Raw genomic sequence first — 23,718 nt, forward strand, 5'->3', positions numbered from 1 at the left:
TCCGCCCCCGGGCCATCTGCACACCGCGGAGGCGAACTCAGAACCAGCTCAGTAGCCGCTCCGCGATTGCTCATTGGCACCGCTCTCACGGGCTGGCTAGGTTGAGCAGGGACAGCGTGAAACCGGGGGGAGCATCACGGGACCATGATGGACGATCGATTCGGATGGCCGACGTCGGGAAAGACGGGCAGAACGGCCTCCTCCACAGCGCCGCGCGACGTCCTCATCGGGGCAGGCAGAGATGCGCGCGCCTTGACGGACGCGTTGATCCGAGGCGCATCGACCGTGCTGGTCGGTCCTCTCGGGTCGGGCAAGACCTTCCTGATGCAACACGTCGCCGAGGCGCTCGCCGCCCGCTCGGTGTCGCCGGTGATCCTCCGAGGAGCAACCGCACTCGCAGACGTCGAGTACGGGGTCGTGAACGCCTCATCCGACCCCCGGGCGTCCGAGCTGCGGCAGGGCACGCTCGAGCGCAGGGTCGTGCTCATGGTCGACGACGCACAGCATCTCGATTCCGCGTCCGCCGAGGCCGTCGCGCGTGCGGTCCATCGCGGGCAGGCGGCGATGCTCGTGGCGCTCTCCGAGCCGCGGATCCCCTCTCGCGAGCTCGACACGGCGGGTCACCTTCTTGCCGATCTGTGGCTCGATGGGACGGCCGAACGGCTGGACCTCGGCGGTTTCACCCCGGAGGAGGGATCGCGCCTGTTCGCCGAGTTCACGTCGAACCAGACTTTCGACGGTGTGACCCGCGCAGCGATCATCTGGCAGGCCGACGGTTCTCGCCTATTGCTTCGAGCCCTCGCCGATCACGCTGTCGACGCCGTCTCCCGCGGCGAAGATCCGATACGCGCGATCGACGACGCCCCGCCCAGCAGCAAACTCGCCGCAGCTCTGAGCGCACACATCCGCGACGTCGATGACGCCGCCCTCCAAGCACTCGTCCTGGTCGGCCACGCGCCGGGCATCACCTTCGGCGACGCGGCGAGATTCGTCCCGACAACCGTCCTCCATCATCTGCGAAGCGCAGGCATAGTGCAGGACGACCGCAGCCTCGCACACCGCCTGACCGCCAATCGCGCGGTCGCGCGCGCGGCCGCGCGCGCGACCGGTGCGAGCCGAGCCGAGGCAATCGTCCGCGAAGCGACCGACCGCATGATCGAGGATGGCGGTCAATGGTGGAATGGACCGCTGGCGAGGCTGATCGCCGAGCGATGGATACGCGAGTCGGGCAGTGCCGCTCGCCTCGCCGACGTGTCCGCCGATCTGATCGTCCGCGTACTCGCCGATGCCGCACGCCTCGCCAACGACGAGGGTGACGCCGGGTCGGCCGCAGCATACGCCGCCTGGGCGGGCGAGCACGCCTCCACGCCGGTCCTCGCGCTCGAAGAGGATCTTGCTCACGTCGTGCTCGGGGCGAAGCGCACCAGTCACCTCAACCTGCACGCGCTCCCCTCCCATGGCCAACGGAGGACGCTCACCGCCGCGGTGACGCTCGCACTGCAATTCGACAGCTCCCCCCGCCCGCAGACCGACGCCGTCGTGGCGGCAGAGTTCACCGTCGACAGCGCGCTCGCCGATGCACGCGACGCCATCAGCAGGATGGAGATCGAACGAGCCGACGGCGTTCTCCGGTCCGTCCGGGAGCACCCGGATCTCGACCACGCCGACCGGATCGACATGGAGCTGCTGGCCGCGAGTGTGTCAGCGTACCTGGGCCGCGAACAGGACATGCGACGTCAGCTGCGGTCGGTCGAGTGGCTGCTGCGCAGCGGCGGACGCCGCGGCTCGGCCGCAGAACTGCTCGCTGCTCGCTGCCGGGACCTCGCCGCGCGAACGACGGCCGGGGTCGACGACACCGACGTGCTCGTGCAGCTGGACGCCGAGCGTCGCCTCGCAGTGCACACCGGTGACACGAGTCTCGCGCTGGCAGGCGTCGCCTCCGTGCTCACGCTCCTCCGGCGGGGGCACGTGCTGGAGGCACGCATCGAGCTTCTCGCGGCTCTCCGACGCAGCCCGATCAACGGGGGCGAGGGGCAGGGCCTCATCGTCCTCGAGACCGCGCTCGGACTCGCCCTGTACGGGCACGTCAGCGAGGCGCGACACCTCATGGACGCGTTGGCACCGCTCGAAACCCCGAGCCCGTTGTTCGCGCACATGGAGCACGCGACGCGCGCCACGATCGAGCTCGCCGAGGGACGATGGGATGACGCTCGACGGTCGGCTGCCCAAGCGTGGGTCATCAGCGGCCGCACCGATGCCGTCATGCTTCAGACCCGGACGCTGCACCGTCTCGTCGTGGTCGGGCATCCGGATGCCGGCGCGGCGCTGCACGATCTGCGTGCGCTGGTCAGCGACATTCCGTCCGATGCTGCACGGATGATTCTGGCGAGCGCCGAGCAAGCCGCTCGGAGCAACGAGATGACAGTCCCGGCGGCGCTCCTTCACCTGCGACTCGACCTCTGCCCGCCGCAGCTCCTCCCCGACCTGGCCACGCACGGATCTCCCGATTCCGCGGAATCACAGAGCACACTCACCCCGCGCGAGCTCGAGATCGCCGAGCTCGTGCACCGGGGCCTCTCGAACCGGCAGATCGCGAACGCCCTCTTCCTGTCGGTGCGGACGGTCGAGTCCCACATCTATCAAGCGCGCTCCAAGATCGGGGCTCGAAGTCGCCAAGATCTCGCGGCCCTCATCGCTGCGGACGACCGGGACCACCAGAACTTCCGCCGAACGTGGGGGTGAACCGCCGAAACCACGATCCTCGCGCTTCCCGCCGAGCCGGACCCAGCTTCGTGTCGCCCTCAGGTCAGCTCTGACAGCGCCTGACGGGCGGCGTCGAGTGCCACCGAACCCCGAAAACCACGCCGGGCCAGCTGCCCGTGCAGGCGCCGCAGGGCGACATCGTGGTCGAGATCCGACATGCCGCGGGCGCGCTGCCGAGCGAAATCGAGCGCGCGCTCGGCCTCGTCGTCGGGTAGCGACGCCATGGCGATGTCGATGACCTCGCGGTCGAGGCCGCGGCGGGACAGAGTCTGCGCGATCGCGGTGGCGCCCTGCGCCTTGCGCCCGAGCGCCCCATCGAGCAGCTGCTCCGCCAGCCGACTGTCATCGAGATAGCCGTTGTCGAGGAAAGCGGCGATGACCGCCTCCGCCTCAGCGTCGGCGAGATCCGCCTCGCGCAAGACGTCGCGAGCTTCGCGCACGGACAGTGACCTGCCCCGCAGGCGTTTGAGCAGTGCGCGCTCGGCACGTGCGCGCACGTCGGATTCGTCAGCGGGCCTCACCGCTGCCGGCTCGCGAGGAGCCGATCGAGTTGCGGGCGACGGATCGGAGGCGACTGTTCGCGGCTCGGTGGTCCAGGTGGTGTGCCAGCTCTGGCCGCTCTCCGGGGCCGCCGCGCTACGCGGGCGAACCTCTGACCGAGCGGCATCCGCTTGCCCGAAGAGCGGGATGACGGGGGCGAGGCGCTCGGCCTCGCCCCCGCCGTGATCCGTCCTGCTCACGCCGGGCGGCGCGCCGCGAGCTCGTCGGCCTCGGGCGTCGCGGTCGCGGCGGGCTGACCGATGCCGAGCTTCTGCTTGATCTTGTTCTCGATGTCTGCGGCGATGTCGACGTTCTTGATCAGGAAGTTGCGCGCATTCTCCTTGCCCTGACCGAGTTGCTCGCCGTCGTACGTGTACCAGGCACCCGACTTCTTGACGATGCCGTGTTCGACGCCGAAGTCGATCAGGCTGCCTTCACGGGAGATACCGACCCCATAGAGGATGTCGAACTCGGCCTGCTTGAACGGCGGCGCCATCTTGTTCTTCACGACCTTGACGCGCGTGCGGTTGCCGACGGCCTCGGTACCGTCCTTGAGCGTCTCGATACGGCGGATGTCGAGGCGGACGGAAGCGTAGAACTTCAGCGCCTTACCACCGGCCGTCGTCTCGGGCGAGCCGAAGAAGACGCCGATCTTCTCGCGCAGCTGGTTGATGAAGATGGCCGTCGTCTTGGTCTGGTTCAGGCCACCCGTGAGCTTGCGGAGGGCCTGCGACATGAGGCGCGCCTGCAGGCCGACGTGGGAGTCGCCCATTTCGCCCTTGATCTCGGCCTCGGGAACGAGCGCCGCGACGGAGTCGATGACCACAAGGTCGATCGCGCCGGACCGGATCAGCATGTCGGCGATCTCGAGCGCCTGCTCACCGGTGTCGGGCTGGGAGACCAGCAGCGCGTCGATGTCGACGCCCAGCTTCTGCGCGTAGGAGGGGTCGAGCGCGTGCTCGGCGTCGATGAATGCGGCGATACCGCCCGCGCGCTGCGCGTTGGCGATGGCGTGCAGGGTCAGCGTCGTCTTACCGGACGACTCCGGACCGTAGATCTCGATGATCCGGCCGCGCGGGAGCCCCCCGATGCCGAGGGCCACGTCGAGGGCGATCGACCCGGTGGGCACAACCTCGACGGGTGCGCGCTCGTCGGAGCCGAGGCGCATGACCGAGCCCTTTCCGAACTGACGGTCGATCTGGGCGAGGGCCGATTCGAGGGCCTTCTCGCGGTCAGCGGGTGATGGCATGGCGTGCTCCTTATGCTCGCGTTTCCGACGCCTGTAGGCTGTCGCGCTCCCGGCAGGGCGCCGGGATGCTGCGACAAGGCATGGTGTGTGTCTCTCGACGCTGTCCACGGTACGGAGGGCCTCCGACATCGGTCGACGACCGGCCCGTATCCGGGGAACCTCGACGGGAGGAACCACCTGTGCAGGACACTACGCTCGTTTCGAACAGATATTCGACGACACGCCGAAAGATCACGACCGACGTCGAACACACGAGGACCGAGATGCCCGCGACGGGGAGTCAGCGCTCTCGCGGATCCAATCGACCGACGCCGTAACGCCGGGACTCCGGCACGTCTGCCTCGACGCACAACGCCAACCAGACGGCACGCGGTGACTCGCCCGCATCGAGAGCCTGGCGCGCGGTGCGATCGCCGAGCGGTCCCAGAGCGAGGTCGTCGATCAGCGCCGGACCGCGACCGCCGAACTCCGCCGCGACGGCGCGATCGAACTCACTGCGACGCATGGGAGGGAGCGCTGGTCAGTGCAGCGAGAGCTCGGGGGCGACGAGATCGCCGTCGAGCCCCGCGATGTCGTCGGGAACGACATCCGACAGAACCGGGAGTCCCTCGAGGACGGAGATGCGGTCGCCGACTTCGCGCATGATGCTCGAGATCGGAACGTCGAGCGCTTCGGCGACGGAAGCGAGGATCTCGCTCGAGGCCTCTTTCTGGCCGCGCTCCACTTCGCTCAAGTACCCCAGTGCGACACTCGCACGGCTGGCGACCTGTCGCAGCGTACGACCCTTCTGCAGGCGGAGGTCACGCAGAACGTCGCCGATCTCCTGTCGAACCAAGATCATCTCGGACCCCCTCCTTCGTCGTGGTGCTCGCTCGTCCCGGGTGGACAACGGTATCTCATCAGCACGTCACCCTAGCCCGCTCCCGCTGTGGGTCGCATGAGAGTTGACATGCGCTGCTCACGATGACAAGAACGACGGCCGCGCCGTGCGTATTCCGTCACAACGCGTCGAGCGTCAATCGGATCGCACGAGCCGTGGCCTCCGCGCGGATCTGGGCCCGATCGCCCTCGAGCTGCAGGCTCTCGATGCGCACGCCCAGCGCGGTGGCGACAGCGATGTGCACCGTCCCGACAGGCTGTCCGTCCGGAGACCCCGGGCCCGCGATGCCGGTGGTCGCGATGCCGACATCCGCCGCCGCATCCCGGGGGCCGAGCGCCACCCGAGCCCCCTCGGCCATCTGGCGCGCGACCCGAGGGTGGACCGCACCGTGAGCTTCGAGAAGCGCGCCGTCGACATGCAGCAGCCGTTGCTTCAGCTCGGTCGCATAGGCCACCACTCCCCCGCGCAGCACAGCCGATGCCCCCGAGACGGCCACGAGCTCCGCGACGACGAGCCCGCCCGTCAGCGACTCGGCGACGGCGAGCGTCCAGCCGAGTTCGCCCAGTCGGTCGATGAGCCGCTCCGCATCCGTGCGCCGGCCGGTCGAGACGAGGGTCGACTCCAGTTCGTCGGGCAGGTCGTGCACGTGCTCGCGTGCCGTCACGATGCCGCTCCGCGTCGCCGAGCACCGCGGACGGCGGTGATGACGTAGTCGATCCCGCTCGCGACGGTCAGCAGCACCGCGATCCACATCGCGATCGAGTTGACGATGTGGATGCCGTCGCCGAAGACCGTCCACAGCGGAAGGAGGGCGAGCGCGAGAGCGATGGCCTGCGCGACCGTCTTGAGCTTGCCCATCCACGCGGCGGCCACGACATGGTCGCCTGCCACGATGAGCCGGTGCACGGTGATCCCGAGCTCCCGCACGAGCACGACGATCGTGACGGCCCAGGGCAGCTCTCCGAGCAGCGACAACCCGATGAACGCAAGGCCCGTGAGGACCTTGTCGGCGATCGGGTCGAGCAGCTTCCCGAGGTCGCTGACGATGCGGTACTTGCGTGCGAGGTACCCGTCGATGCCGTCCGTCGCGATCGCGACGATGAAGAGCACACCGGCCCACCACCGCAGGGCCCCGTCGGATCCGCCGTCGACGAGAAGCAGCCACAGGAAGACGGGCGCGCACAGAATGCGCACGATCGTGATCGCGTTGGGCAGTTGCCGGGGGATCGCCACGGAGCCGAGCCTATCCGTCAGTCGCGCCCGGTGAGACCCCAGGCGTCCTCGGAGGCGTCGTCACCGTCGACGACCTCGAGCCCCTCGAACTGCGCTTCGACCGGGTCGACGGGCGCAGCGGCCGAAGCCGCAGCCGGCGCGGGCGGGTCTTCTCCGCGCAGACGCGCGAGGACGGCCGGAAGCTGGTCGGGAGTGACGAGGACATCGCGCGCCTTCGACCCTTCCGAGGGGCCGACGATCTCGCGCGACTCGAGGAGGTCCATGAGGCGCCCGGCCTTGGCGAACCCGACGCGCAGCTTGCGCTGCAGCATCGAGGTCGAGCCGAACTGCGTCGACACGATCTGCTCGGCGGCGGCGAGCAGAAGCTCAAGGTCGTCGCCGATGTCGGCGTCGATCTCCTTCTTCTCGGCGACGGCGGCCACGTCGGAGCGGTACTCCGGCTGCGCCTGGCCCTTGACGTGGGCGACGACCTTCTCGATCTCGGACTCGGCGACCCAGGCCCCCTGAACGCGGATGGCCTTCGACGTCCCCATCGGCAGGAACAGGGCGTCGCCCTGACCGATCAGACGGTCGGCGCCCGGCTGGTCGAGGATGACTCGCGAGTCCGTGACGCTCGTGACGGCGAATGCCAGTCGCGACGGCACATTGGCCTTGATGAGCCCCGTCACGACGTCGACCGACGGCCGCTGGGTCGCGAGCACCAAGTGGATGCCGCTCGCTCGCGCGAGCTGGGTGATGCGGACGATCGAGTCCTCGACGTCGCGCGGAGCGACCATCATGAGGTCGGCGAGCTCGTCGACGACGACCAGGAGGTAGGGGTACGGCTTCAGCACGCGCTCGCTGCCGGCCGGCAGCTGGATCTCACCCGCGACGACCGCCTTGTTGAAGTCGTCGATGTGACGGAACCCGAACGACGCGAGGTCGTCGTACCGCATGTCCATCTCCTTCACGACCCACTGCAGCGCCTCGGCCGCCTTCTTGGGGTTCGTGATGATGGGGGTGATCAGGTGGGGAACGCCGGCGTAGCTCGTGAGTTCGACGCGCTTCGGGTCGATGAGGACCATCCGGACGTCGCTGGGCTTCGCCCGCATCAGCAGGCTCGTGATCATCGAGTTCACGAAGCTCGACTTACCCGACCCCGTCGAACCTGCGACCAGGAGGTGGGGCATCTTGGCGAGGTTGGCCACGACGAATCCGCCACCGACATCCTTGCCGACCCCGATCGTCATTGGGTGCGTCGACGAGGTCGCCGCGTTGGAGCGCAGCACGTCGCCGAGCGTGACGATCTCGCGGTCGGTGTTGGGGATCTCGACGCCGATCGCGCTCTTCCCGGGGATGGGCGCGAGGATGCGCACCTCGTTCGAGGCGACGGCGTATGCGATGTTGTTCGTCAGCGCCGTGATCTTCTCGACCTTGGTGCCGGGCCCGACCTCGATCTCGTACTGCGTGACTGTCGGCCCACGTGAGAACCCGGTGACCTTGGCGTCGATCGAGAACTGCTCGAAGACGCCGGTGATGGCACGCACGATGGCGTCGTTCGCCTCAGACCGCGTCTTGGCGGGTGTGCCTGCGCCGAGCGCCGCGACGGCGGGCAAGCGGTACGGCGTCGCCGGGGGCTGGCCGTGGAAGTCGCCGCCGAGGCCGGTGAGCCCGGGCAGATCGTCGATCTCACCGGTGTCGTGGTCGTCGCGCACGGCAGTGTCGGCCGGGCGCCCCGAACGCGCCGCGGTGGCGGCCCGCTCGATGACGCTGGGGTCGATGATCTCGGTCGGCGCATCGGGAAGCGGGGGCGGGGTGGCCACAGCCTGCTCGAACCCGCCGGCGGCGGAACCGGCTACCGATGGTCCGAGGAGCTCGGTGAGATCCTGCGATGCGCTGCTGTCGTCGGGATCCTCCTCGCGCCCGCTCTTGTTGCGACGCCACCAGGGCAGCGCGTCATCGTCGTCGGCATCCTCGTCCGCAGCCGGCGCCGCCTTCTTGCCCTTCTTGGGCGAGAACGCAACCGTGGGGGCTTCGCCGTCGGGGTCGGCGACGGGACGCTCGGCCCCGAACATCCAGGCGTACAGGTCTCCGAGGCGACTGCCGATACGGTTCGGCGGCGTCTTGGTGAGGATGAGGATGCTGAGAACCGTCACGAGCCCCAGGACGGCAGCGGCGCCGTACGCCGTCAGGATGGTGAGCGGCTCACCGACGGCCCATCCGAACAGACCGCCTGACGCGCTCAGCTGAAGCGCGCCGGCCTTCGGCTCGGGACGCGCACCGAAGACGTGGCAGAAGCCCGCAACGGAGAGGATGAACAGCCCGAATCCGATGCCGATGCGCCCGTTGTCGTTCACCGAAGCGGGATGCCGGAACAGCCACCCCGCGAGGAAGAGAAGAAGCACCGGCATGATGAACGCCTCACGACCGATGAGGAAGCCCACCGTGTACGCGCTGACGAGCGTTCCGGCCTCGGTCCCGATGAGGAACCACTCGACCGCGGCGCCGGCGATCGCGAGGAGCACGAGCAGGAACGGCAGCCCGTCGCGGCGCTGGTCCTTCTCGAGCGTCTCGGGACCGAACGCGCGGAACATCCCGCCCGTCGCGTGGGCGAGGCCCATCCATGCGCGCGCGATGACCGGCGGCCGCTCGGACTCGTCCACGTACCGCTTGGGTGTCGGTTCGCTCTTCCGGGCGCGCGAGGTCGAGGTCTTCGCCGGTGCGCGGCGTCCGGAGGGCGCGTTCGTGCTCCTGGCCATCCCTCCACGGTACGCGGGGGTTCCCCCATTACCGCGGAACGACGCGGGTCAGGCCTCGATGACGACGGGCACGATCATGGGACGCCGACGCAGCGACTGGTTGACCCAGCGGCCGATCGTGCGGCGGACGACCTGCGACAGCGCGTGGTTGTCGCGCGTTCCCGACTGCACGGCCTCCGCGAGTGCCGCCGCGATCTTCGGTTTGACGCTCTCGAACACCGCATCGTCCTCGGCGACACCGCGAGCGTGGATGTCCGGGCCGCTCACCACGCGTCCCGTCTTGCCGTCCACGACGACGATGACCGAGATGAAGCCCTCTTCACCCAGAATCCGGCGGTCCTTCAGATCGGCGTCGGTGATCTCGCCCACGGTCGAGCCGTCGACGTACACGAATCCGATGTCGAGCTGGCCGACGACCTCCGCGACGCCGTCCTTCAGGTCGACGACGGTGCCGTTCTCGGCGAGGATCGTGCGCTCCTCCGGAACGCCGGTGTCCTGCGCGAGCTTGGCGTTGGCCATGAGGTGGCGGTATTCGCCGTGCACCGGCAGCACGTTGCGGGGCTTGAGGATGTTGTAGCAGTAGAGCAGCTCGCCGGCCGCGGCGTGACCCGAAACGTGCACCTTGGCGTTGCCCTTGTGCACGACGTTGGCGCCCAGCTTGGTCAGCCCGTCGATGACGCGGTAGATCGCGTTCTCGTTGCCGGGGATCTGGCTCGACGCGAGGATGACGGTGTCACCCGGCCCCGGCTCGATCGCGTGCTCGAGGTTGGCCATGCGCGAGAGCACCGCCATCGGCTCGCCCTGCGAACCGGTGGACATGTAGACGATGCGGTCGTCGGGCAGGTCCTTGGCCTTCTTGTAGTCGATGAGCACGCCGTCCGGGACGTTGAGGTACCCGAGGTTCTCGGCGATGGTCATGTTGCGGACCATGCTGCGGCCGAGGAAGGCGACGCGGCGACCGTTCGCGGCGGCGGCATCCACGACCTGCTGCACGCGGTGGACGTGGCTCGAGAAGCTCGCGACGATGACGCGGCGCGGCGACTTGCTGATGACCTGGTCGAGCACGGGCCCGATGCCGCGCTCGGTCGGCGTGAAGCCGGGGACGTCCGCGTTGGTGGAGTCGACGAGGAACAGGTCGACCCCCTCTTCTCCCAACCGGGCGAAAGCGCGCAGGTCGGTGATGCGGCCGTCGAGCGGGAGCTGGTCCATCTTGAAGTCGCCGGTGGCGAGGACGAGTCCCGCGGGGGTGCGGACTGCGACGGCGAGCGCATCGGGGATCGAATGGTTGACCGCGATGAACTCGAGGTCGAACGGGCCGACCTGCTCCTCCTGACCCTCGGCGACCGTGAGGGTGAAGGGGCGGATGCGGTGCTCCTTGAGCTTCGCCTCGATGAGGGCGAGCGTCAGACCCGAGCCGATGAGGGGGATGTCGCCCTTGAGCTTGAGCAGGTAGGGAACGGCGCCGATGTGGTCCTCGTGGCCGTGGGTCAGCACGACACCGACGATGTCGTCGAGGCGATGCCTGATCGGCTCGAAATCGGGCAGGATCAGGTCGACGCCGGGCTGGTGCTCCTCGGGGAAGAGCACGCCGCAGTCGACCACGAGGAGCTTGCCCTCGTACTCGAAGACGGTCATGTTGCGGCCGACCTCGCCGAGACCGCCGAGCGGGTAGACCCGCAGCGTTCCGGGTTCGAGAGCGGGCGGGCTGAAGACGTTCGTGGGCATTGGCACGCTTCCTCGGGACGCCGACGTGCGCGGCATCCTCATTGTTTTCGTCTAGCGGGTCGTCCCGTGCACCTTGGGCAGCGCACCGCCGGCGGCGGCATTACGGTCGGGACGGAAGTTGGAGAAGTCGGCGCCGGGGACACCCGAGACGAGGGCGAGCTCATCCTCGATGATCGCAGCCTCCCACTCTTCGGGGCCGACGAGGGGCAGGCGCACGCGCGGGCTCGAGATGCGTCCCAGGCCGTGCAGGATGTACTTCGCGCTCACGGTGCCGGGGACGTGCGTCATGACCGCTCGCACGAGCGGCTCGAGGCTCTTGTGCGCCTCGGTCGCGGCCGCGAGGTCTCCCCGGTTCACCGCGTCGACGATCGTGCGGTACGGCGTGGCGGTGATGTTAGCCGTGACGCCGATGAGGCCGCTCGCGCCGATCGAGAGGTGGGGCAGGACGTTGGCGTCGTCGCCGGAGAAGTACATGAGGTCGGTCTGATTGAGCACGCGGCTGACCTCGCTGAAGTCGCCCTTCGCGTCCTTGACGGCCAGGATGTTGGGGTGCTTCGCGAGGCGCAGGATCGTCTCGTACTTGATCGGCACGCCGGTGCGACCCGGGATGTCGTAGAGGATGACGGGCAGATCGGTCGCATCGGCGACGAGGCGGAAGTGCGTCAGGATGCCGGCCTGCGTGGGCTTGTTGTAGTACGGCGTGACGATCATGATGCCGTCGGCGCCGGCCTTCTCGCTGGCCTTGTAGAGCTCGATCGCGTGCGCGGTCTCGTTCGAGCCGCCTCCCGTGATGATCTTGGCGCGGCCGGCCGAGACCGACTTTCCGACCTCGACGAGGCGGAGCTTCTCGGGGTCGGTGAGCGTGCTCGTCTCCCCCGTCGTGCCCGTCACGACGATGCCGTCTGCGCCGGCCGTGATGACGTCGTCGATGTGCTTCTCGACGGCGGGCCAATCGACTTCACCGTCGGCGGTCATGGGAGTGACCAGCGCGACGAGGACCTGTCCGAAGGGATTGCCCGAGTGCGTCATGGTCTCAGGGTATCGGTTCCGCCTTTGCATCGCGTATGGCCGACGGACCGACTCCCGGTCGCCGATACGTTCGCAGGATCGGAGGTGCTGGTGGCGTTGCGGAGACGCTGCCGGGCAACACCAGCCCCGAGGATCCGACGAATGTATCGAACGTCCGTCAGCCGCGCCGGCGGATCGCGTCCAGACGGGCGAGGACGGCTCGCTCGACGCGGGGCCAGTCGAAGACGACGAGGGCATAGTCGAAGCGCAAGGTCTCGTAGCCGATCGCCGCCGCTTCCGCGTCGCGCACGAGATCCTTGTGACGCAGCGACGCACCCTCGTGGTTGACACGGCCGTCCACCTCGATGATGAGGCACCCCGCGACCAGGAAGTCGACCCGCCCCACACCCCGGATGAGCACCTGGCTCTCGACGGTGATGCCGAGCCGCGAGAGGCGCAGCCGCAGGAGGGACTCCAGCCCGCTGTCGGCATCGGGACGGGCGAGATCCACCAGATATCGGAAGCGGGCCGGAAGCGTCGCGCGCACCTCGGCGCGGTCCGCGCGCGTGAGCAGCCCGAGCCGCCACGCCGACTCGAACGCCACGAAGAACCCCTCCGCGCCGAGGCACGACGCCCCCTGCACGAGCGCGTCGACGAGCGAGACGGCACCGAATGCCGCTGCCTCCCCATCGTGATGCGTGACGCAACGGCATCCGTCATGCGGGTGCACGCGGCCGGCCCGACCGACGCGAACGTGCAGGCGTTCCTCCGGCTCGAGCACCCACACGCCGCGCCGTCGCAACGCGGACGCACAGCACACCTCGCCGCCGTGCGCGGCGGCGACGACGACATCCGGCTCGGCATCGGGCGTCGCGTAGACGCCGTGACGAACCCTGACGAGCGCGCCCTTCTCCACGGCTCGCGTCAGCTGCAGTCGCGTGACCCCTCGCGTGGTCAACCACCGCGACCGTACGCATCCGCCCATCGCGCGGATCCTCGTGGCCAGCTCGTGCGCACTCATGCACCGACGTTCGCCGAGAATGCGATCTCATCAGCCCGGCCACCGGCCATCTGGGGACGAGCCAGACCCGCAGCGGCCTGGGGAGGAGCCCAGAGCATTCGCGAGCCCGATACAACCGTCGGATTTGCGGTGCACGATGCGCCTCCAACGCCGGCCCAGGCGACACCAGCCCCGTCGGTCCGACGGATGTATCGCCACCCGGGCCACCCGAGCCGCATGGGCCACCTCGGTCGGGCGCTCTAGGGTGGCGGCATGGCCTGGACGACCCGAAGCACCCGCACGACGTACGAGAACCGCTGGATTTCGGTGCGGGAGGACGAGGTCATCGGGCCGGCGGGCGACGGCATCTACGGCGTCGTCGAGATGCGGCATCCGGCCGTCTTCGTCGTGGCCATCGACGATCACGACCGGGTGTGCTTCGTGGAGGTCGACCGCTACACGACCGGGCTGTCGCTCGAGGTGCCGGCTGGCGGGAGCGACGGCGAAGACCTGCTCGACGCCGCGAAGCGGGAACTCCTCGAAGAGACGGGGCTCACCGCCGACGCGTGGGAGCCCATCGGCCGGATGAATGCGCTGAACGGCATCGCCGTCGCGCCCGAGCACGTCTTTCTCGCGCACGGCCTCGCGCCGGCCGAGGATGCCACGACGTCTCAGCTCGAAGAAGGGATCGAGCGTGTCGTCTGGATCCCGTTCGCCGAGGCGCTGCGCCAGGTCGCCGAGGGACGGATCGACGACGGCGAGACGGTCGCCGCCCTCGCCTACGCGGGCATCAGCCTGGGCCGATTCGTCTGAGTCGAGCTCGGGCCGCCGCCCTCCGACGCCAGTGAGCGACGCGTCAGGGAGCGACGCGTCCGTTGGCGTTGAACGCGGCGTGCGTCAGCGGCATGAGCTCACGCCAGAAGGTCTCCATCTTCTCGGCGCACATCTCGATCTCGCGCTGCGGGAACGAGGGGAAGTGCGTTCCCTCGACCTTGGTCCGCAGCGACAGGAAGTTCATGAGCGAACGGGCGTTGACCGTGACGTACATCGACGAGTAGATGTTCAACGGCAGGACGATTCGTGCGACCTCGCGAGCGACGCCGGCGTCCAGCATGCGCCGGTAGGCCTCGTACGCCTGGATCGACGCCTGTCGCGTGCTCTCGTCCACCACCGCGAACTGCTCGTCGGTGCCGGGCAGGAACTCGTACGCGCCGGGCTTGCCGACCTGGTTGAGGTTGCGCTCGCGCCCGGGGACGTAGAACACCGGACGCAGCTCGCGGTAGCGGCCCGATTCCTCGTTGTAGGAGGCCATGCGGTGCCGCATGAACTCGCGGAACACGAAGATGGGCGCCTGCACGTAGAAGGTCATCGAGTTGTGCTCGAAGGGCGAGCCGTGGCGGTCGCGCATGAGGTAGTTGATGAGGCCACGGTCGCGTCCGGATGCCTCGGTGCCTGCGGCGGCGGCATCCAGGGTCTGCTCCCCCTGCGTCGACACGCGAGCCGCGAACAAGACATCCGAGTCGGCGGCGCTCGAGCGGATGAGCTCGACCGTCACATCGCTGCGGAACTCGATCTCGGGACTGGTCGGGGTCTGCTCGGCGTCGCTCACAGCTTCAGATTACCCCCGGCGCCCGAGTGCTCCCGGCCGCTCGCGACGGTCTACTGTGGGCTGTTGTGGAACTCATGGCGGTGGCGGTCGTCCTGGCCTGCCTGTTAGCGGTAACAGGTGGGATCGGAGTCTTCGTGCGGTGGCGCGCCTCGCGCCCCTACCCCATCCCCCGTTTCGATGTCGTCGACCCGCGTCGACTCGGCGCTGATCCCGACGCGCTGGGCCGGACCGCCACGCTCCTGCAGTTCAGCACCGAGACCTGTCATCGCTGCCCGGCCGTGCACCGCACACTCGCGGAGATGGCTCGCGACTGCGACGACGTCGTCCATCTCGACGTCGACGTGACCGATCGCCCCGACATCGCGCGTCGCTTCCGGATCGCGCAGACGCCCACCACGCTCGTCCTCGACGGGCGAGGCGTCGTGCGCACGCGTTTCGGCGGTGCACCTCGACGGGATGTCGTGCAGCTCGAGATCCTGAGGCTGCGGGCCGACTCCGCCTCGGTCTGAGCTGGCGGGCGGAAACTGTCAAGACGTTCCGGCGAAGCCCCCGCCGACCTAGGCTCGAAACAAGCGCACACCGCGCCGTCTCGAAGCGGCACGTCATCTGCCGCCTGTGAAGAGGAGAGTCATGAGCGTCACGAGCGAAGCAACCACCAGCTGGAAGGGCAGCCTCACGGAGGGATCCGGTCAGATCGCCCTGGAGAGCTCGAACCAGGGACCCTTCGAGGTCAACTGGAAGGCGCGCAGCGAAGGCTCGAGCGCGGTGACGACTCCCGAGGAGCTGATCGCCGCCGCGCACTCCTCGTGCTTCTCGATGGCCCTCTCCCACGCGCTGGCCGAGAACGGGACGCCGCCCGAGTCGGTCGAGACCACGGCATCGGTCACCTTCATCCCGGGCACGGGCATCACCGGTTCTCATCTCAACGTCAACGCCGTCGTCCCGGGACTGTCTGCCGAGGACTTCGATCGGCTGGCGCAGGAGGCCAAGAGCGGATGCCCCGTATCGGCCGCCCTCGCCGGCATCGAGATCACCCTCGAGGCCACGCTTGGCTGATCAGGGCTCCGCGGGCCGCGTCGTCGTCGCGGGCGCGTCCGGTCTGATCGGACGCGCCCTCGTCGACGCGCTGCACGAGGACGGGATCGAGGTCACGCGCCTCGTCCGCCGCTCCCCCATCGCGGCCGACGAAGTCCAGTGGTTCCCCGGGGAGCGTCCGCTCGACCCGGGCGTCCTCGACGGCGCTCGCGCCGTGGTGGGCCTCAACGGCGCGAGCATCGGCCGGTTCCCGTGGACGCGTTCCTACAAGCACGAGCTGGTGTGGTCGCGACTGCTTCCGACGGAGACCCTCGCGAGGGCCGTCCGCGCCCTCGGATCGGATGCTCCGGCGTTCCTGTCGTCCTCGGCCGTCGGCTACTACCCCACGCGTCCCGGCGTCCGGATGACCGAGACCGCACCCCGCGGCGATTCCTTCCTCGCGGACCTGTGCGGTGAGTGGGAGGCGGCCGCACTGACCGCTCGTGAGCAGGCGCGCGTGGTCCTCCTGCGTACGGCGCCGGTCGTGCATCCCGAAGGCGTGCTAAAGCCGCTCATGCTGCTGACCCGGGCGGGTCTGTCGGGTCCGATCGGTCGAGGCACGCAGGTGTGGCCCTGGATCTCGCTCGTCGACGAGGTCGCCGCCATCCGCCACCTCATCGACGCCGACGTCGCCGGTCCCGTCAACCTCACCGGACCGACGCGCGCGACGGCCAACGACCTGGGCTTCGCCCTCGCTATGAGGATGAACCGCCCGTATCTGGTCCGCGCTCCCGAGTGGGGGCTGCGGCTCGTGCTCGGGAGCGACGCCACCGAGGCGCTGCTGACCAACGACACCGACGTGGCTCCCGCCGTGCTGCAGAAGTCGGGCTTCGTGTTCACGCACGAGCGCGTCGAGGATGCCGTCCGCGCCGTCGTCCCGCCCCGCTGAGTCAGACGCGCCGCTCGGCGCGCTCGAGAGAGATCGCCGTGCGCACCGCCTGCCGGGCGCGGCGCCGGTCGCCGGCGCCGTCGTAGGCGAGCCCGAGCCGGAACCAGGCGCGCCAGTCCTCGGGCGCGTCCTCGACGGCCTCGCGGTACCGCGGGAAGAGAGCGTCGGCCTCAGCGCGATCGGGCCGGCCGCTCGGCGACAGGTCGAGGCTCTCCTCCGGCAGCGCCGACTCCTGCTCGAGGCGTCGGCCGAGCCGGGACGCGCCCGCACCGAACGCCAACTCGCGCCAGAGCGCCCAGGCCGCGATGACCGGCAGCACGATGAGCGCGACGCCCATCACGACACCCACGGGCTCGCCGGTCATGACCAGGAGCACGGCGCGCTGCGCGACGAAGACGATGTACAGCGCGAGCAGCGCCGCCATGATCAGCGTCAGGATGCGGGCGCTCATGCTCCAGTGACGCGCGCGACCTGGCCGGGAACGTCGCCCTCGTCGGCCGGGCCCGTCGGCGCCGGTGCCGACGGCGGGCGGATGCCGATGTCGATGAAGCTGTCGAGACCGACGGTGATCCCCCGGGCCCCCCGCGCTGCGTCGAGCGCGATGCGGATACCGGGCTCGTACGCGCGCGCCGGATCGATCGTGTCGTGCACGATCGACAGCGCCTCACCCGGTCCCGAGAGGATGGTCTCCTGACGGGCGACGACGCCCGGCCGACGCAGCGAGTGGATCGGGACGCTCGCGACCTTCTGTCCGCGGGCGCGCTGATCGGCGTGCGGCGACTCGACCGGGCCGACCCCGGCGCGGGCCGCGGCGATGAGCTCGGCCGTGCGGACCGCGGTGCCACTGGGCGAGTCGACCTTCGTCTCGCGATGGGCCTCGATGATCTCGATCGACGGGAAGAGCGCAGCCGCTGCCGCGGCGAGAGCGCTGCCCACGACGGACCCGAGCGAGAAGTTGGGGATGAAGACCACACCGACACCGGCAGCCTCGACCGCGGGCCGGACCTGGGCGATGCGCTCCTGGGACCACCCCGATGTGCCGACGAGCACGTTGATGCCGCGCTCGACGGCCGCCCGGACCACATCCGTCGACACGGCGGGGGTCGACGCGTCGACGACGAGGTCGGCGCCGTCGAGCTCGTCGAGACTGCTGCGACTGGTCAGGACCGCGCAGATCTCGAAGCCATCGGATGCCTCGATGACGTCTCGGATGATGCCGCCGAGCTTTCCGGTGCCGCCCACGAGGGCCACGCGCGTGGTCATGACCACCAGCCTACGCGGGCGCGAACTGCACGAACGTGTCCCAGGCGAGCTTGACGACCAGGATCGACAGGACGACGAGGAACACGATGCGCACGAAACCGCTGCCGTTCTTCGTCGCCATGCGCGCGCCGATGAACCCGCCGGTCATGTTCGCCGCGGCCATCACGACGGCCAGGAGCAGCAGGATCTCACCATGCACCCCGTAGACGAGGAGCGCTGCGAGGTTCGTGGTGAGGTTGGCGATCTTCGCGTTGACGCTCGCCTGCAGGAAGCCGTACCCGAGCACGGCGACGAGGAGGATGACGAAGAACGAACCGGTGCCGGGACCGAGGATGCCGTCGTAGAAGCCCACGACGAGTCCGATGAGTGCCGAGCGCCATACGATCGCCGCCCGGGATTCGTGGCGCGGCTCGTGATGCAGGCCCATCTTGGGCTTGAGCAGCGTGTAGATCGCGACCGCGACGACGGCGACGAGAACGATCGGAGTCAGGAGCTCCCGCGGGACGTAGCGCGACAGCGCCGCCCCCACGGCCGATCCGCCGAAAGCTCCGGCCACGAGCGGCACGAGCAGCACGAGCTGCACCCGGATGCGCCGCAGGTAGACCCAGCTCGCCGAGAGCGTGCCCGCGAAGGACGACAGCTTGTTCGTTCCGAGGATGAACGGCGTGGCGACATCCTTCGGCACGCCGATCACGAGCGCGGGAAGCTGAATCAGCCCTCCCCCGCCGACGACCGCGTCGACCCATCCAGCCACCCCGGCCGCCACGACGAGGAAGATCAGCGCGGAGACGGAGACGGGAAGCCAGTCGGCGAGCAGAGGACCATCGAGCACCGATCGATTCTCCGGTTCGGTGAGCGCCAGGTCCAATCGTCCCGCCCAGAGGGGTCGCCGGGAGGGGCCGCCGGGGGGGCGACTCAGCCGCGCATGTCGCTGAAGAACGCCGTCTTCGCTCGGGTGTAGTCGTCGTAATCGGCCTTGCCCGCGTTCGCGGCCGACAGCCGGCGCTTGAGATCCTGATAGCGAGCGCGGAGCACGGGGTCGGAGCACAGCGCGTCGCGGAATCGCACGGTCTCGCGCGCCCACGGCGAATCCGAGCGGCGCACGTGCAGGATCACGTCGGCGCCGGACGCGACGTAGAGCCGCTTCTCCCAGACGTCGGCAGGGATGTCATCGGCGCCCCGAGGGATGTCGCGGCTGACGCCCGGCGAGTCGGGGCGCGACCCCCACGCGCGGCGGAAGCCCGCAGGGACCAGTCGAGCGCTCAGGTCGTCTTCGGAGGGCAGCGGAAGGATGCTGACCTGGAGGTCGATGATCGGTTTGGCATCGAGTTCTGGAACCGCCGTCGACCCGATGTGGTCGAAGCGGGCGGCATCCGCTCCCGGCAGCCCGTCGAGCGCTGCCCGGACACGATCGAGAATCGTGCGGGCCTCGACGGCCCACACCGGATCGTGCGGCCGGAGCTGCGCGGGGTTGCCGGACTCGTCGGCCATCGGCTCAGACGGGCAGGATGTCGGGAAGGCCTGTGCGCAGCTCGACCGGGAGGTGCGAGAGGTCGTTGTGCGACACCATCGTCCAAGGGCGGCCGGGACGCTGCGCGAGCACAGTCAGCCCGCAGTGCGCCTGATTGATCGTGAGCCAGCGCCAGTCGGGCGCCTGCAGCACCTCTCGGACGAACCAGGCGATGACGAAGTTGTGCGTGATCAGCAGCTCGTGGGTGTCGGGCTTGCGGGCAAGGAACTCGCCGACGGCATCCGCCATCTGCGCCGCGCCCGCCTCGGTCTCGGCCTCCGTGTACGACCCGAAGAACGGCTCGTAGACGGCAGGCGTTTCGGGCGTCATACCGGTCGGGACACAGTCGAACAGCAGCGAGGAGGCCTGCGGCGAGAGCGAGGGCAGGCGCTTGGCGACGGCGCGGGCGGTCTCTTGCGCGCGCTCGAGGGGCGAGTGCCACACCGCGTCGAGCGGCACGCCGGAGATGCGATCGGCCAGCAGCTCGGCTTGACGGCGCCCACGGGGAGACAGCGGACCGTCCTCGAGACCGTGCTCGGCGTCCTGATGCTCTCCGTGGCGCACGAGGTAGAGATACTGCGTCACAGAAGCTCGATTCGAAACGATGAACAGGGCGCCATCCACCCTACGTCACCCCTCCGACAGCCGGTCCGAGGGATCACGGATCGGCTCACTCCACGGCGCGCGCGATCTCGGCGAGATGCGAGCGGCCGAGCCGGGCGCCGACACCCTGCACGAGCTGGTCGACGTGCGCGGGCCGGCTCGCGTTGACGATCGGCGCGGTGACGACGCGCTGCGCGAGAAGCCACGAGACCGCGATCGCCGCCGTCGAGACCGACAGCTCCTCCGAGATGCGGTCGAGCGCCTTCAGCGTCCGGGCGCCGCGACGGTTCATCCATGCGGCGAGCTGCGAGCCGCGTACCGATGACGACAGACCGGCACGATCGCGATGACGCCCGGTGAGGTAACCGTGCTCGAGAGCCTGCGAGGGTGTGACGGCGAGCCCCTGCGCTCCGGCGATCAAGCGCAGGTCGCCGTCGAAATCGGAGCGGTGCAAGAGGTTGTACGCAACGTCGAGGGCGGCGAAACGCGGGTAGCCCGCGGACGACAGGATGCGGGCTTCGACGAGCTGCATCGCGGTGTAGCCGGCGGCTCCCAGCGAGCGGACCTTGCCGCTGTCGACGAGCCACTCCGCCGTCGCGAGCGTGTCTTCGAGCGCCGTGACGCCGTCGGTCGCGGCATCCAGGTAGAGCACATCGATGCGCTCGATGCCGAGGCGTCCGAGCGAAGCCTCCACCGACCGCACGAGATTGACCGGCCCGAGGCCGGGGTTGTCCGGGTTGCCCCCGACCCGCACCGTGACGACGATCTCGTCGCGGTTGCCCCGGCTAGCCAGCCAGCGCCCGATGATGTGCTCGCTGCGGCCCGACGCGTAGCCGTCCGAGGTGTGCAGAGCGTTTCCGCCACGCTGCACGTAGGCGTCGAGCACGGCATGGCTCGCCGCGAGATCGATGGTCCAGCCGAACTCGGAGCCGCCGAGGATCAGAGGGAAGATCCGCAGGCCGGTCTCGCCGAGATCGACGCGGATGTCGGCCCCGAGGGGCTTGCCGTGGACGGGGATCGGGCTGGAGGGATGCACGGCGGGTGCGGCGGGCACCGCGGTCTCGGCGGGCGCACCAGCGGGTGCCGCCTGAGCCACCCGGTCCCCCGACATCACACACCTCCGGTCGACACCGAGGAATCGCGGGGCGCGGCTCCTCGGCGCGCACTTCGAGAGTAGGACACCCGGCAGCAGTGGGCGCGCATTGCCGCGAACGGGCCGTGAATTCCACATAACTGTTTCATCACGGTCTCCCGGATACGACGGATGCCCGCCCCCGAGACGGGGACGGGCATCCGGGCGATCAGCGGATCAGCCTTCGGCGGGAGCCTCCGGGCCCTCGCTCGCTGCGGCCGAGCCGTCCTGGTCAGCGGTCTCTTCGAGAACGGGCTCGAGGGAGAGCTTGCCGCGGTCGTCGATCTTCGTGATGCGAACGAGGATCTTCTGGCCGACACCGAGGACATCCTCGACGTTCTCGACGCGCTTGCCGCCGGCGAGCTTGCGGACCTCGCTGACGTGCAGCAGTCCGTCCTTGCCGGGCAGGAGCGAGATGAACGCGCCGAACGTCGCGATCTTCACGACGGTTCCGAGGAACTGCTCGCCGACCTCCGGGTTGGTGGGGTTGGCGATCGCGTTCACGCGGGCACGGGCGGCCTCGGCCGAGGGGCCGTCGGTGGCGCCGATGTAGACGGTGCCGTCCTCCTCGATCGAGATGTCGGCGCCGGTCTCGTCCTGGATCGAGTTGATCGTCTTGCCCTTGGGGCCGATCAGCTCGCCGATCTTGTCGACCGGGATCTGGACGCTGATGACGCGCGGAGCGGTGGGCGCCATCTCGTCGGGGCTGTCGATCGCGGCGTTGAGGACACCGAGGATCGTCAGACGAGCCTCCTTGGCCTGGGTCAGCGCTGCCGAGAGCACCGACGACGGGATGCCGTCGAGCTTCGTGTCGAGCTGGATGGCCGTGACGAACTCGCTCGTGCCGGCGACCTTGAAGTCCATGTCGCCGAGCGCGTCCTCGGCGCCCAGGATGTCGGTCAGCGCCGCGTAGCGGGTCTCACCGTCGACCTGGTCGGAGACGAGACCCATCGCGATGCCCGCGACCGGGGCGCGCAGGGGCACACCGGCGTTCAGCAGCGACAGGGTCGAGGCGCACACCGAGCCCATCGAGGTCGAGCCGTTCGACCCGAGGGCCTCGGAGACCTGACGGATCGCGTACGGGAACTCCTCGCGGCTGGGCAGCACCGGCACGAGGGCGCGCTCGGCGAGGAAGCCGTGCCCGATCTCGCGACGCTTCGGGCTGCCGACGCGTCCGGTCTCACCGGTCGAGTAGGGCGGGAAGTTGTAGTGGTGCAGGTAGCGCTTGCTCGTCGTGGGCGACAGCGAGTCGATCTGCTGCTCCATCTTCAGCATGTTCAGCGTGGTGACACCCAGGATCTGGGTCTCGCCGCGCTGGAAGATCGCCGAGCCGTGGACGCGCGGGATGACCTGCACCTCGGCGTCGAGCGGACGAATGTCGGCCAGGCCGCGACCGTCGATGCGGACGCCCTCGCTGAGGATGCGGCCGCGGACGATCTTCTTGGTGACCGACTTGTACGCAGCGGAGAACTCCGCGAGCGCGGATGCCGGGAGCTGCTCGGCCTCGACGGCAGCGGCGACCTCGCCCTTGACGCGCTCCTTGATGGCGTCGTCGGCGTTCTGGCGCTCCTGCTTGTCGGCGATCTGGTAGACGCTCGTCAGCTCGCCGTAGGCACGCTCGGCGACGAAGTCGTAGACCTCGGGGGCGTACGGCGGGAAGACGGGGTAGACACCCGGCTCACGCGACGCGGAGGCCGCCATCGAAGCCTGCGCCTCGACGAGCTGCTTGATGAAGGGCTTCGCGGCCTCGAGGCCCTGTGCGACGACCTCTTCGCTCGGCTTGACGGCGCCGCCCTTGATGAAGTTCCAGCTGCCCTCGGTCGCCTCGGCCTCGACCATCATGATGGCCACTTCGCCGTCGGGGAGGACCCGGCCGGCGACGGTGAGGTCGAACACGGCCTCTTCGACGACCTTCTGGTTCGGGAAGACGACCCACTGGTCCTCGTGCTCGCCGTGACCGGGAACGAGTGCCAGGCGGACACCGGCGATCGGGCCCGAGAACGGCAGCCCCGAGATCTGCGTCGAAGCGGACGCCGCGTTGATCGCGAGCGCGTCGTAGTACTCGCCGGGCGCGATCGAGAGGACCGTGATGACGATCTGGACCTCGTTGCGCAGGCCGTCGACGAACGACGGGCGCAGCGGACGGTCGATCAGACGGCAGACGAGGATCGCCTCGGTCGAGGGGCGTCCCTCGCGACGGAAGAACGAGCCGGGGATCTTGCCGGCGGCGTACGAACGCTCTTCGACGTCGACGGTGAGCGGGAAGAAGTCGAAGCCTTCGCGCGGGTGCTTGCCGGCGCTGGTGGCCGAGAGGAGCATCGTCTCCTCGTCGAGGTAGGCGGCAACGGCGCCCTGCGCCTGCTGTGCCAGGCGTCCGGTCTCGAACCGGACGGTGCGGGTGCCGAAGCGGCCGTTATCGAGGACGGCTTCGGCTGCGGTGATTTCTGGACCTTCCAAGAGGTCCCTCCTTCTTTGTTTAGACTCGCACGCGCGTTTCGCGCA

Annotated in this window: 23 protein-coding genes; 5 read left to right on the forward strand and 18 right to left on the reverse strand. The window is 69.3% G+C overall.

Features of this window, described 5'->3' with window-relative positions:
* Positions 1 to 285: 285 nt before the first annotated feature.
* Complete coding sequence (locus C3481_RS04420) at positions 286 to 2,742, forward strand: LuxR C-terminal-related transcriptional regulator (RefSeq protein ID WP_181021883.1); 2,457 nt, start codon at positions 286 to 288, stop codon at positions 2,740 to 2,742.
* Positions 2,743 to 2,801: 59 nt separating this feature from the next.
* Here the strand turns inward: C3481_RS04420 and C3481_RS04425 are convergent, their stop codons facing one another.
* The 10 genes from C3481_RS04425 to C3481_RS04470 form a co-directional block, all read right to left on the reverse strand.
* Complete coding sequence (locus tag C3481_RS04425) at positions 2,802 to 3,260, reverse strand: regulatory protein RecX (protein ID WP_237049193.1); 459 nt, start codon at positions 3,258 to 3,260, stop codon at positions 2,802 to 2,804.
* Between the two features lie 239 nt (positions 3,261 to 3,499).
* Positions 3,500 to 4,552, reverse strand: a complete 1,053-nt coding sequence (gene recA / locus C3481_RS04430) for a recombinase RecA (protein ID WP_023951768.1) — start codon at positions 4,550 to 4,552, stop codon at positions 3,500 to 3,502.
* Between the two features lie 280 nt (positions 4,553 to 4,832).
* The gene (locus C3481_RS04435) at positions 4,833 to 5,057 is read right to left on the reverse strand and encodes a DUF3046 domain-containing protein (RefSeq protein ID WP_023951770.1); all 225 of its coding nucleotides are present in this window, start codon (positions 5,055 to 5,057) and stop codon (positions 4,833 to 4,835) included.
* A 15-nt stretch (positions 5,058 to 5,072) separates the two neighbouring features.
* A complete protein-coding gene (locus tag C3481_RS04440) occupies positions 5,073 to 5,393 on the reverse strand; it encodes a helix-turn-helix domain-containing protein (protein WP_023951772.1) in 321 nt (106 codons plus the stop codon).
* A gap of 157 nt (positions 5,394 to 5,550) precedes the next feature.
* Positions 5,551 to 6,096 carry a CinA family protein gene (locus tag C3481_RS04445; protein ID WP_103840943.1) on the reverse strand — a complete coding sequence of 182 codons (546 nt, stop codon included), beginning with the start codon at positions 6,094 to 6,096 and terminating at the stop codon, positions 5,551 to 5,553.
* Positions 6,093 to 6,665: a CDP-diacylglycerol--glycerol-3-phosphate 3-phosphatidyltransferase gene (gene pgsA / locus C3481_RS04450; protein WP_103840945.1), complete on the reverse strand. Its 573-nt coding sequence runs from the start codon at positions 6,663 to 6,665 to the stop codon at positions 6,093 to 6,095. Before pgsA ends, C3481_RS04445 begins: the two co-directional genes overlap by 4 nt.
* A gap of 17 nt (positions 6,666 to 6,682) precedes the next feature.
* Entirely contained in the window at positions 6,683 to 9,403 is a 2,721-nt protein-coding gene (locus C3481_RS04455) for a DNA translocase FtsK (protein WP_103840947.1), read from the reverse strand.
* A 48-nt stretch (positions 9,404 to 9,451) separates the two neighbouring features.
* Entirely contained in the window at positions 9,452 to 11,128 is a 1,677-nt protein-coding gene (locus C3481_RS04460) for a ribonuclease J (protein WP_023951776.1), read from the reverse strand.
* A 51-nt stretch (positions 11,129 to 11,179) separates the two neighbouring features.
* On the reverse strand, positions 11,180 to 12,157 hold the full coding sequence (dapA, locus tag C3481_RS04465; RefSeq protein WP_023951777.1) for a 4-hydroxy-tetrahydrodipicolinate synthase: 978 nt from the start codon (positions 12,155 to 12,157) through the stop codon (positions 11,180 to 11,182).
* A 157-nt stretch (positions 12,158 to 12,314) separates the two neighbouring features.
* A complete protein-coding gene (locus tag C3481_RS04470) occupies positions 12,315 to 13,157 on the reverse strand; it encodes a type IV toxin-antitoxin system AbiEi family antitoxin domain-containing protein (RefSeq protein WP_258039010.1) in 843 nt (280 codons plus the stop codon).
* A 252-nt stretch (positions 13,158 to 13,409) separates the two neighbouring features.
* Here C3481_RS04470 and C3481_RS04475 point away from each other — a divergent pair, with 252 nt between their 5' ends.
* A complete protein-coding gene (locus tag C3481_RS04475) occupies positions 13,410 to 13,949 on the forward strand; it encodes an NUDIX hydrolase (protein WP_103840949.1) in 540 nt (179 codons plus the stop codon).
* A gap of 43 nt (positions 13,950 to 13,992) precedes the next feature.
* Here the strand turns inward: C3481_RS04475 and thyX are convergent, their stop codons facing one another.
* Positions 13,993 to 14,745 (reverse strand): FAD-dependent thymidylate synthase, encoded by a 753-nt coding sequence (gene thyX, locus C3481_RS04480; RefSeq protein WP_023951782.1) that lies wholly within the window; start codon positions 14,743 to 14,745, stop codon positions 13,993 to 13,995.
* Positions 14,746 to 14,819: 74 nt separating this feature from the next.
* Here thyX and C3481_RS04485 point away from each other — a divergent pair, with 74 nt between their 5' ends.
* From C3481_RS04485 to C3481_RS04495, 3 genes are all read left to right on the forward strand, one after another.
* Positions 14,820 to 15,254, forward strand: coding sequence for a thioredoxin domain-containing protein (locus C3481_RS04485; protein ID WP_181021908.1), 435 nt, complete (start codon positions 14,820 to 14,822; stop codon positions 15,252 to 15,254).
* Between the two features lie 121 nt (positions 15,255 to 15,375).
* Positions 15,376 to 15,801, forward strand: coding sequence for an OsmC family peroxiredoxin (locus C3481_RS04490; RefSeq protein WP_023951786.1), 426 nt, complete (start codon positions 15,376 to 15,378; stop codon positions 15,799 to 15,801).
* Positions 15,794 to 16,708 (forward strand): TIGR01777 family oxidoreductase, encoded by a 915-nt coding sequence (locus C3481_RS04495; RefSeq protein WP_023951788.1) that lies wholly within the window; start codon positions 15,794 to 15,796, stop codon positions 16,706 to 16,708. The genes C3481_RS04490 and C3481_RS04495 overlap by 8 nt, the downstream gene beginning before the upstream one ends.
* 1 nt (position 16,709) lies before the next feature.
* On the opposite strand, the gene C3481_RS04500 is transcribed toward C3481_RS04495, so the two are convergent.
* From C3481_RS04500 to C3481_RS04530, 7 genes are all read right to left on the reverse strand, one after another.
* The gene (locus C3481_RS04500) at positions 16,710 to 17,159 is read right to left on the reverse strand and encodes a tetratricopeptide repeat protein (RefSeq protein WP_064956929.1); all 450 of its coding nucleotides are present in this window, start codon (positions 17,157 to 17,159) and stop codon (positions 16,710 to 16,712) included.
* The gene (gene dapB / locus C3481_RS04505) at positions 17,156 to 17,971 is read right to left on the reverse strand and encodes a 4-hydroxy-tetrahydrodipicolinate reductase (RefSeq protein ID WP_064956930.1); all 816 of its coding nucleotides are present in this window, start codon (positions 17,969 to 17,971) and stop codon (positions 17,156 to 17,158) included. Before dapB ends, C3481_RS04500 begins: the two co-directional genes overlap by 4 nt.
* 10 nt (positions 17,972 to 17,981) lie before the next feature.
* The gene (locus tag C3481_RS04510) at positions 17,982 to 18,803 is read right to left on the reverse strand and encodes a TSUP family transporter (protein ID WP_064956963.1); all 822 of its coding nucleotides are present in this window, start codon (positions 18,801 to 18,803) and stop codon (positions 17,982 to 17,984) included.
* A gap of 83 nt (positions 18,804 to 18,886) precedes the next feature.
* Complete coding sequence (locus tag C3481_RS04515; RefSeq protein WP_071918365.1) at positions 18,887 to 19,462, reverse strand: GrpB family protein; 576 nt, start codon at positions 19,460 to 19,462, stop codon at positions 18,887 to 18,889.
* Between the two features lie 4 nt (positions 19,463 to 19,466).
* Complete coding sequence (locus C3481_RS04520) at positions 19,467 to 20,066, reverse strand: histidine phosphatase family protein (protein WP_023951798.1); 600 nt, start codon at positions 20,064 to 20,066, stop codon at positions 19,467 to 19,469.
* A gap of 85 nt (positions 20,067 to 20,151) precedes the next feature.
* Positions 20,152 to 21,195 carry an aldo/keto reductase gene (locus tag C3481_RS04525; protein ID WP_023951801.1) on the reverse strand — a complete coding sequence of 348 codons (1,044 nt, stop codon included), beginning with the start codon at positions 21,193 to 21,195 and terminating at the stop codon, positions 20,152 to 20,154.
* A gap of 198 nt (positions 21,196 to 21,393) precedes the next feature.
* Positions 21,394 to 23,673 (reverse strand): polyribonucleotide nucleotidyltransferase, encoded by a 2,280-nt coding sequence (locus tag C3481_RS04530; RefSeq protein ID WP_103840953.1) that lies wholly within the window; start codon positions 23,671 to 23,673, stop codon positions 21,394 to 21,396.
* Between the last annotated feature and the right edge of the window lie 45 nt (positions 23,674 to 23,718).

The sequence above is a fragment of the Microbacterium sp. Ru50 genome, from assembly GCF_002920555.1.
Taxonomy (GTDB): domain Bacteria; phylum Actinomycetota; class Actinomycetes; order Actinomycetales; family Microbacteriaceae; genus Microbacterium; species Microbacterium arborescens.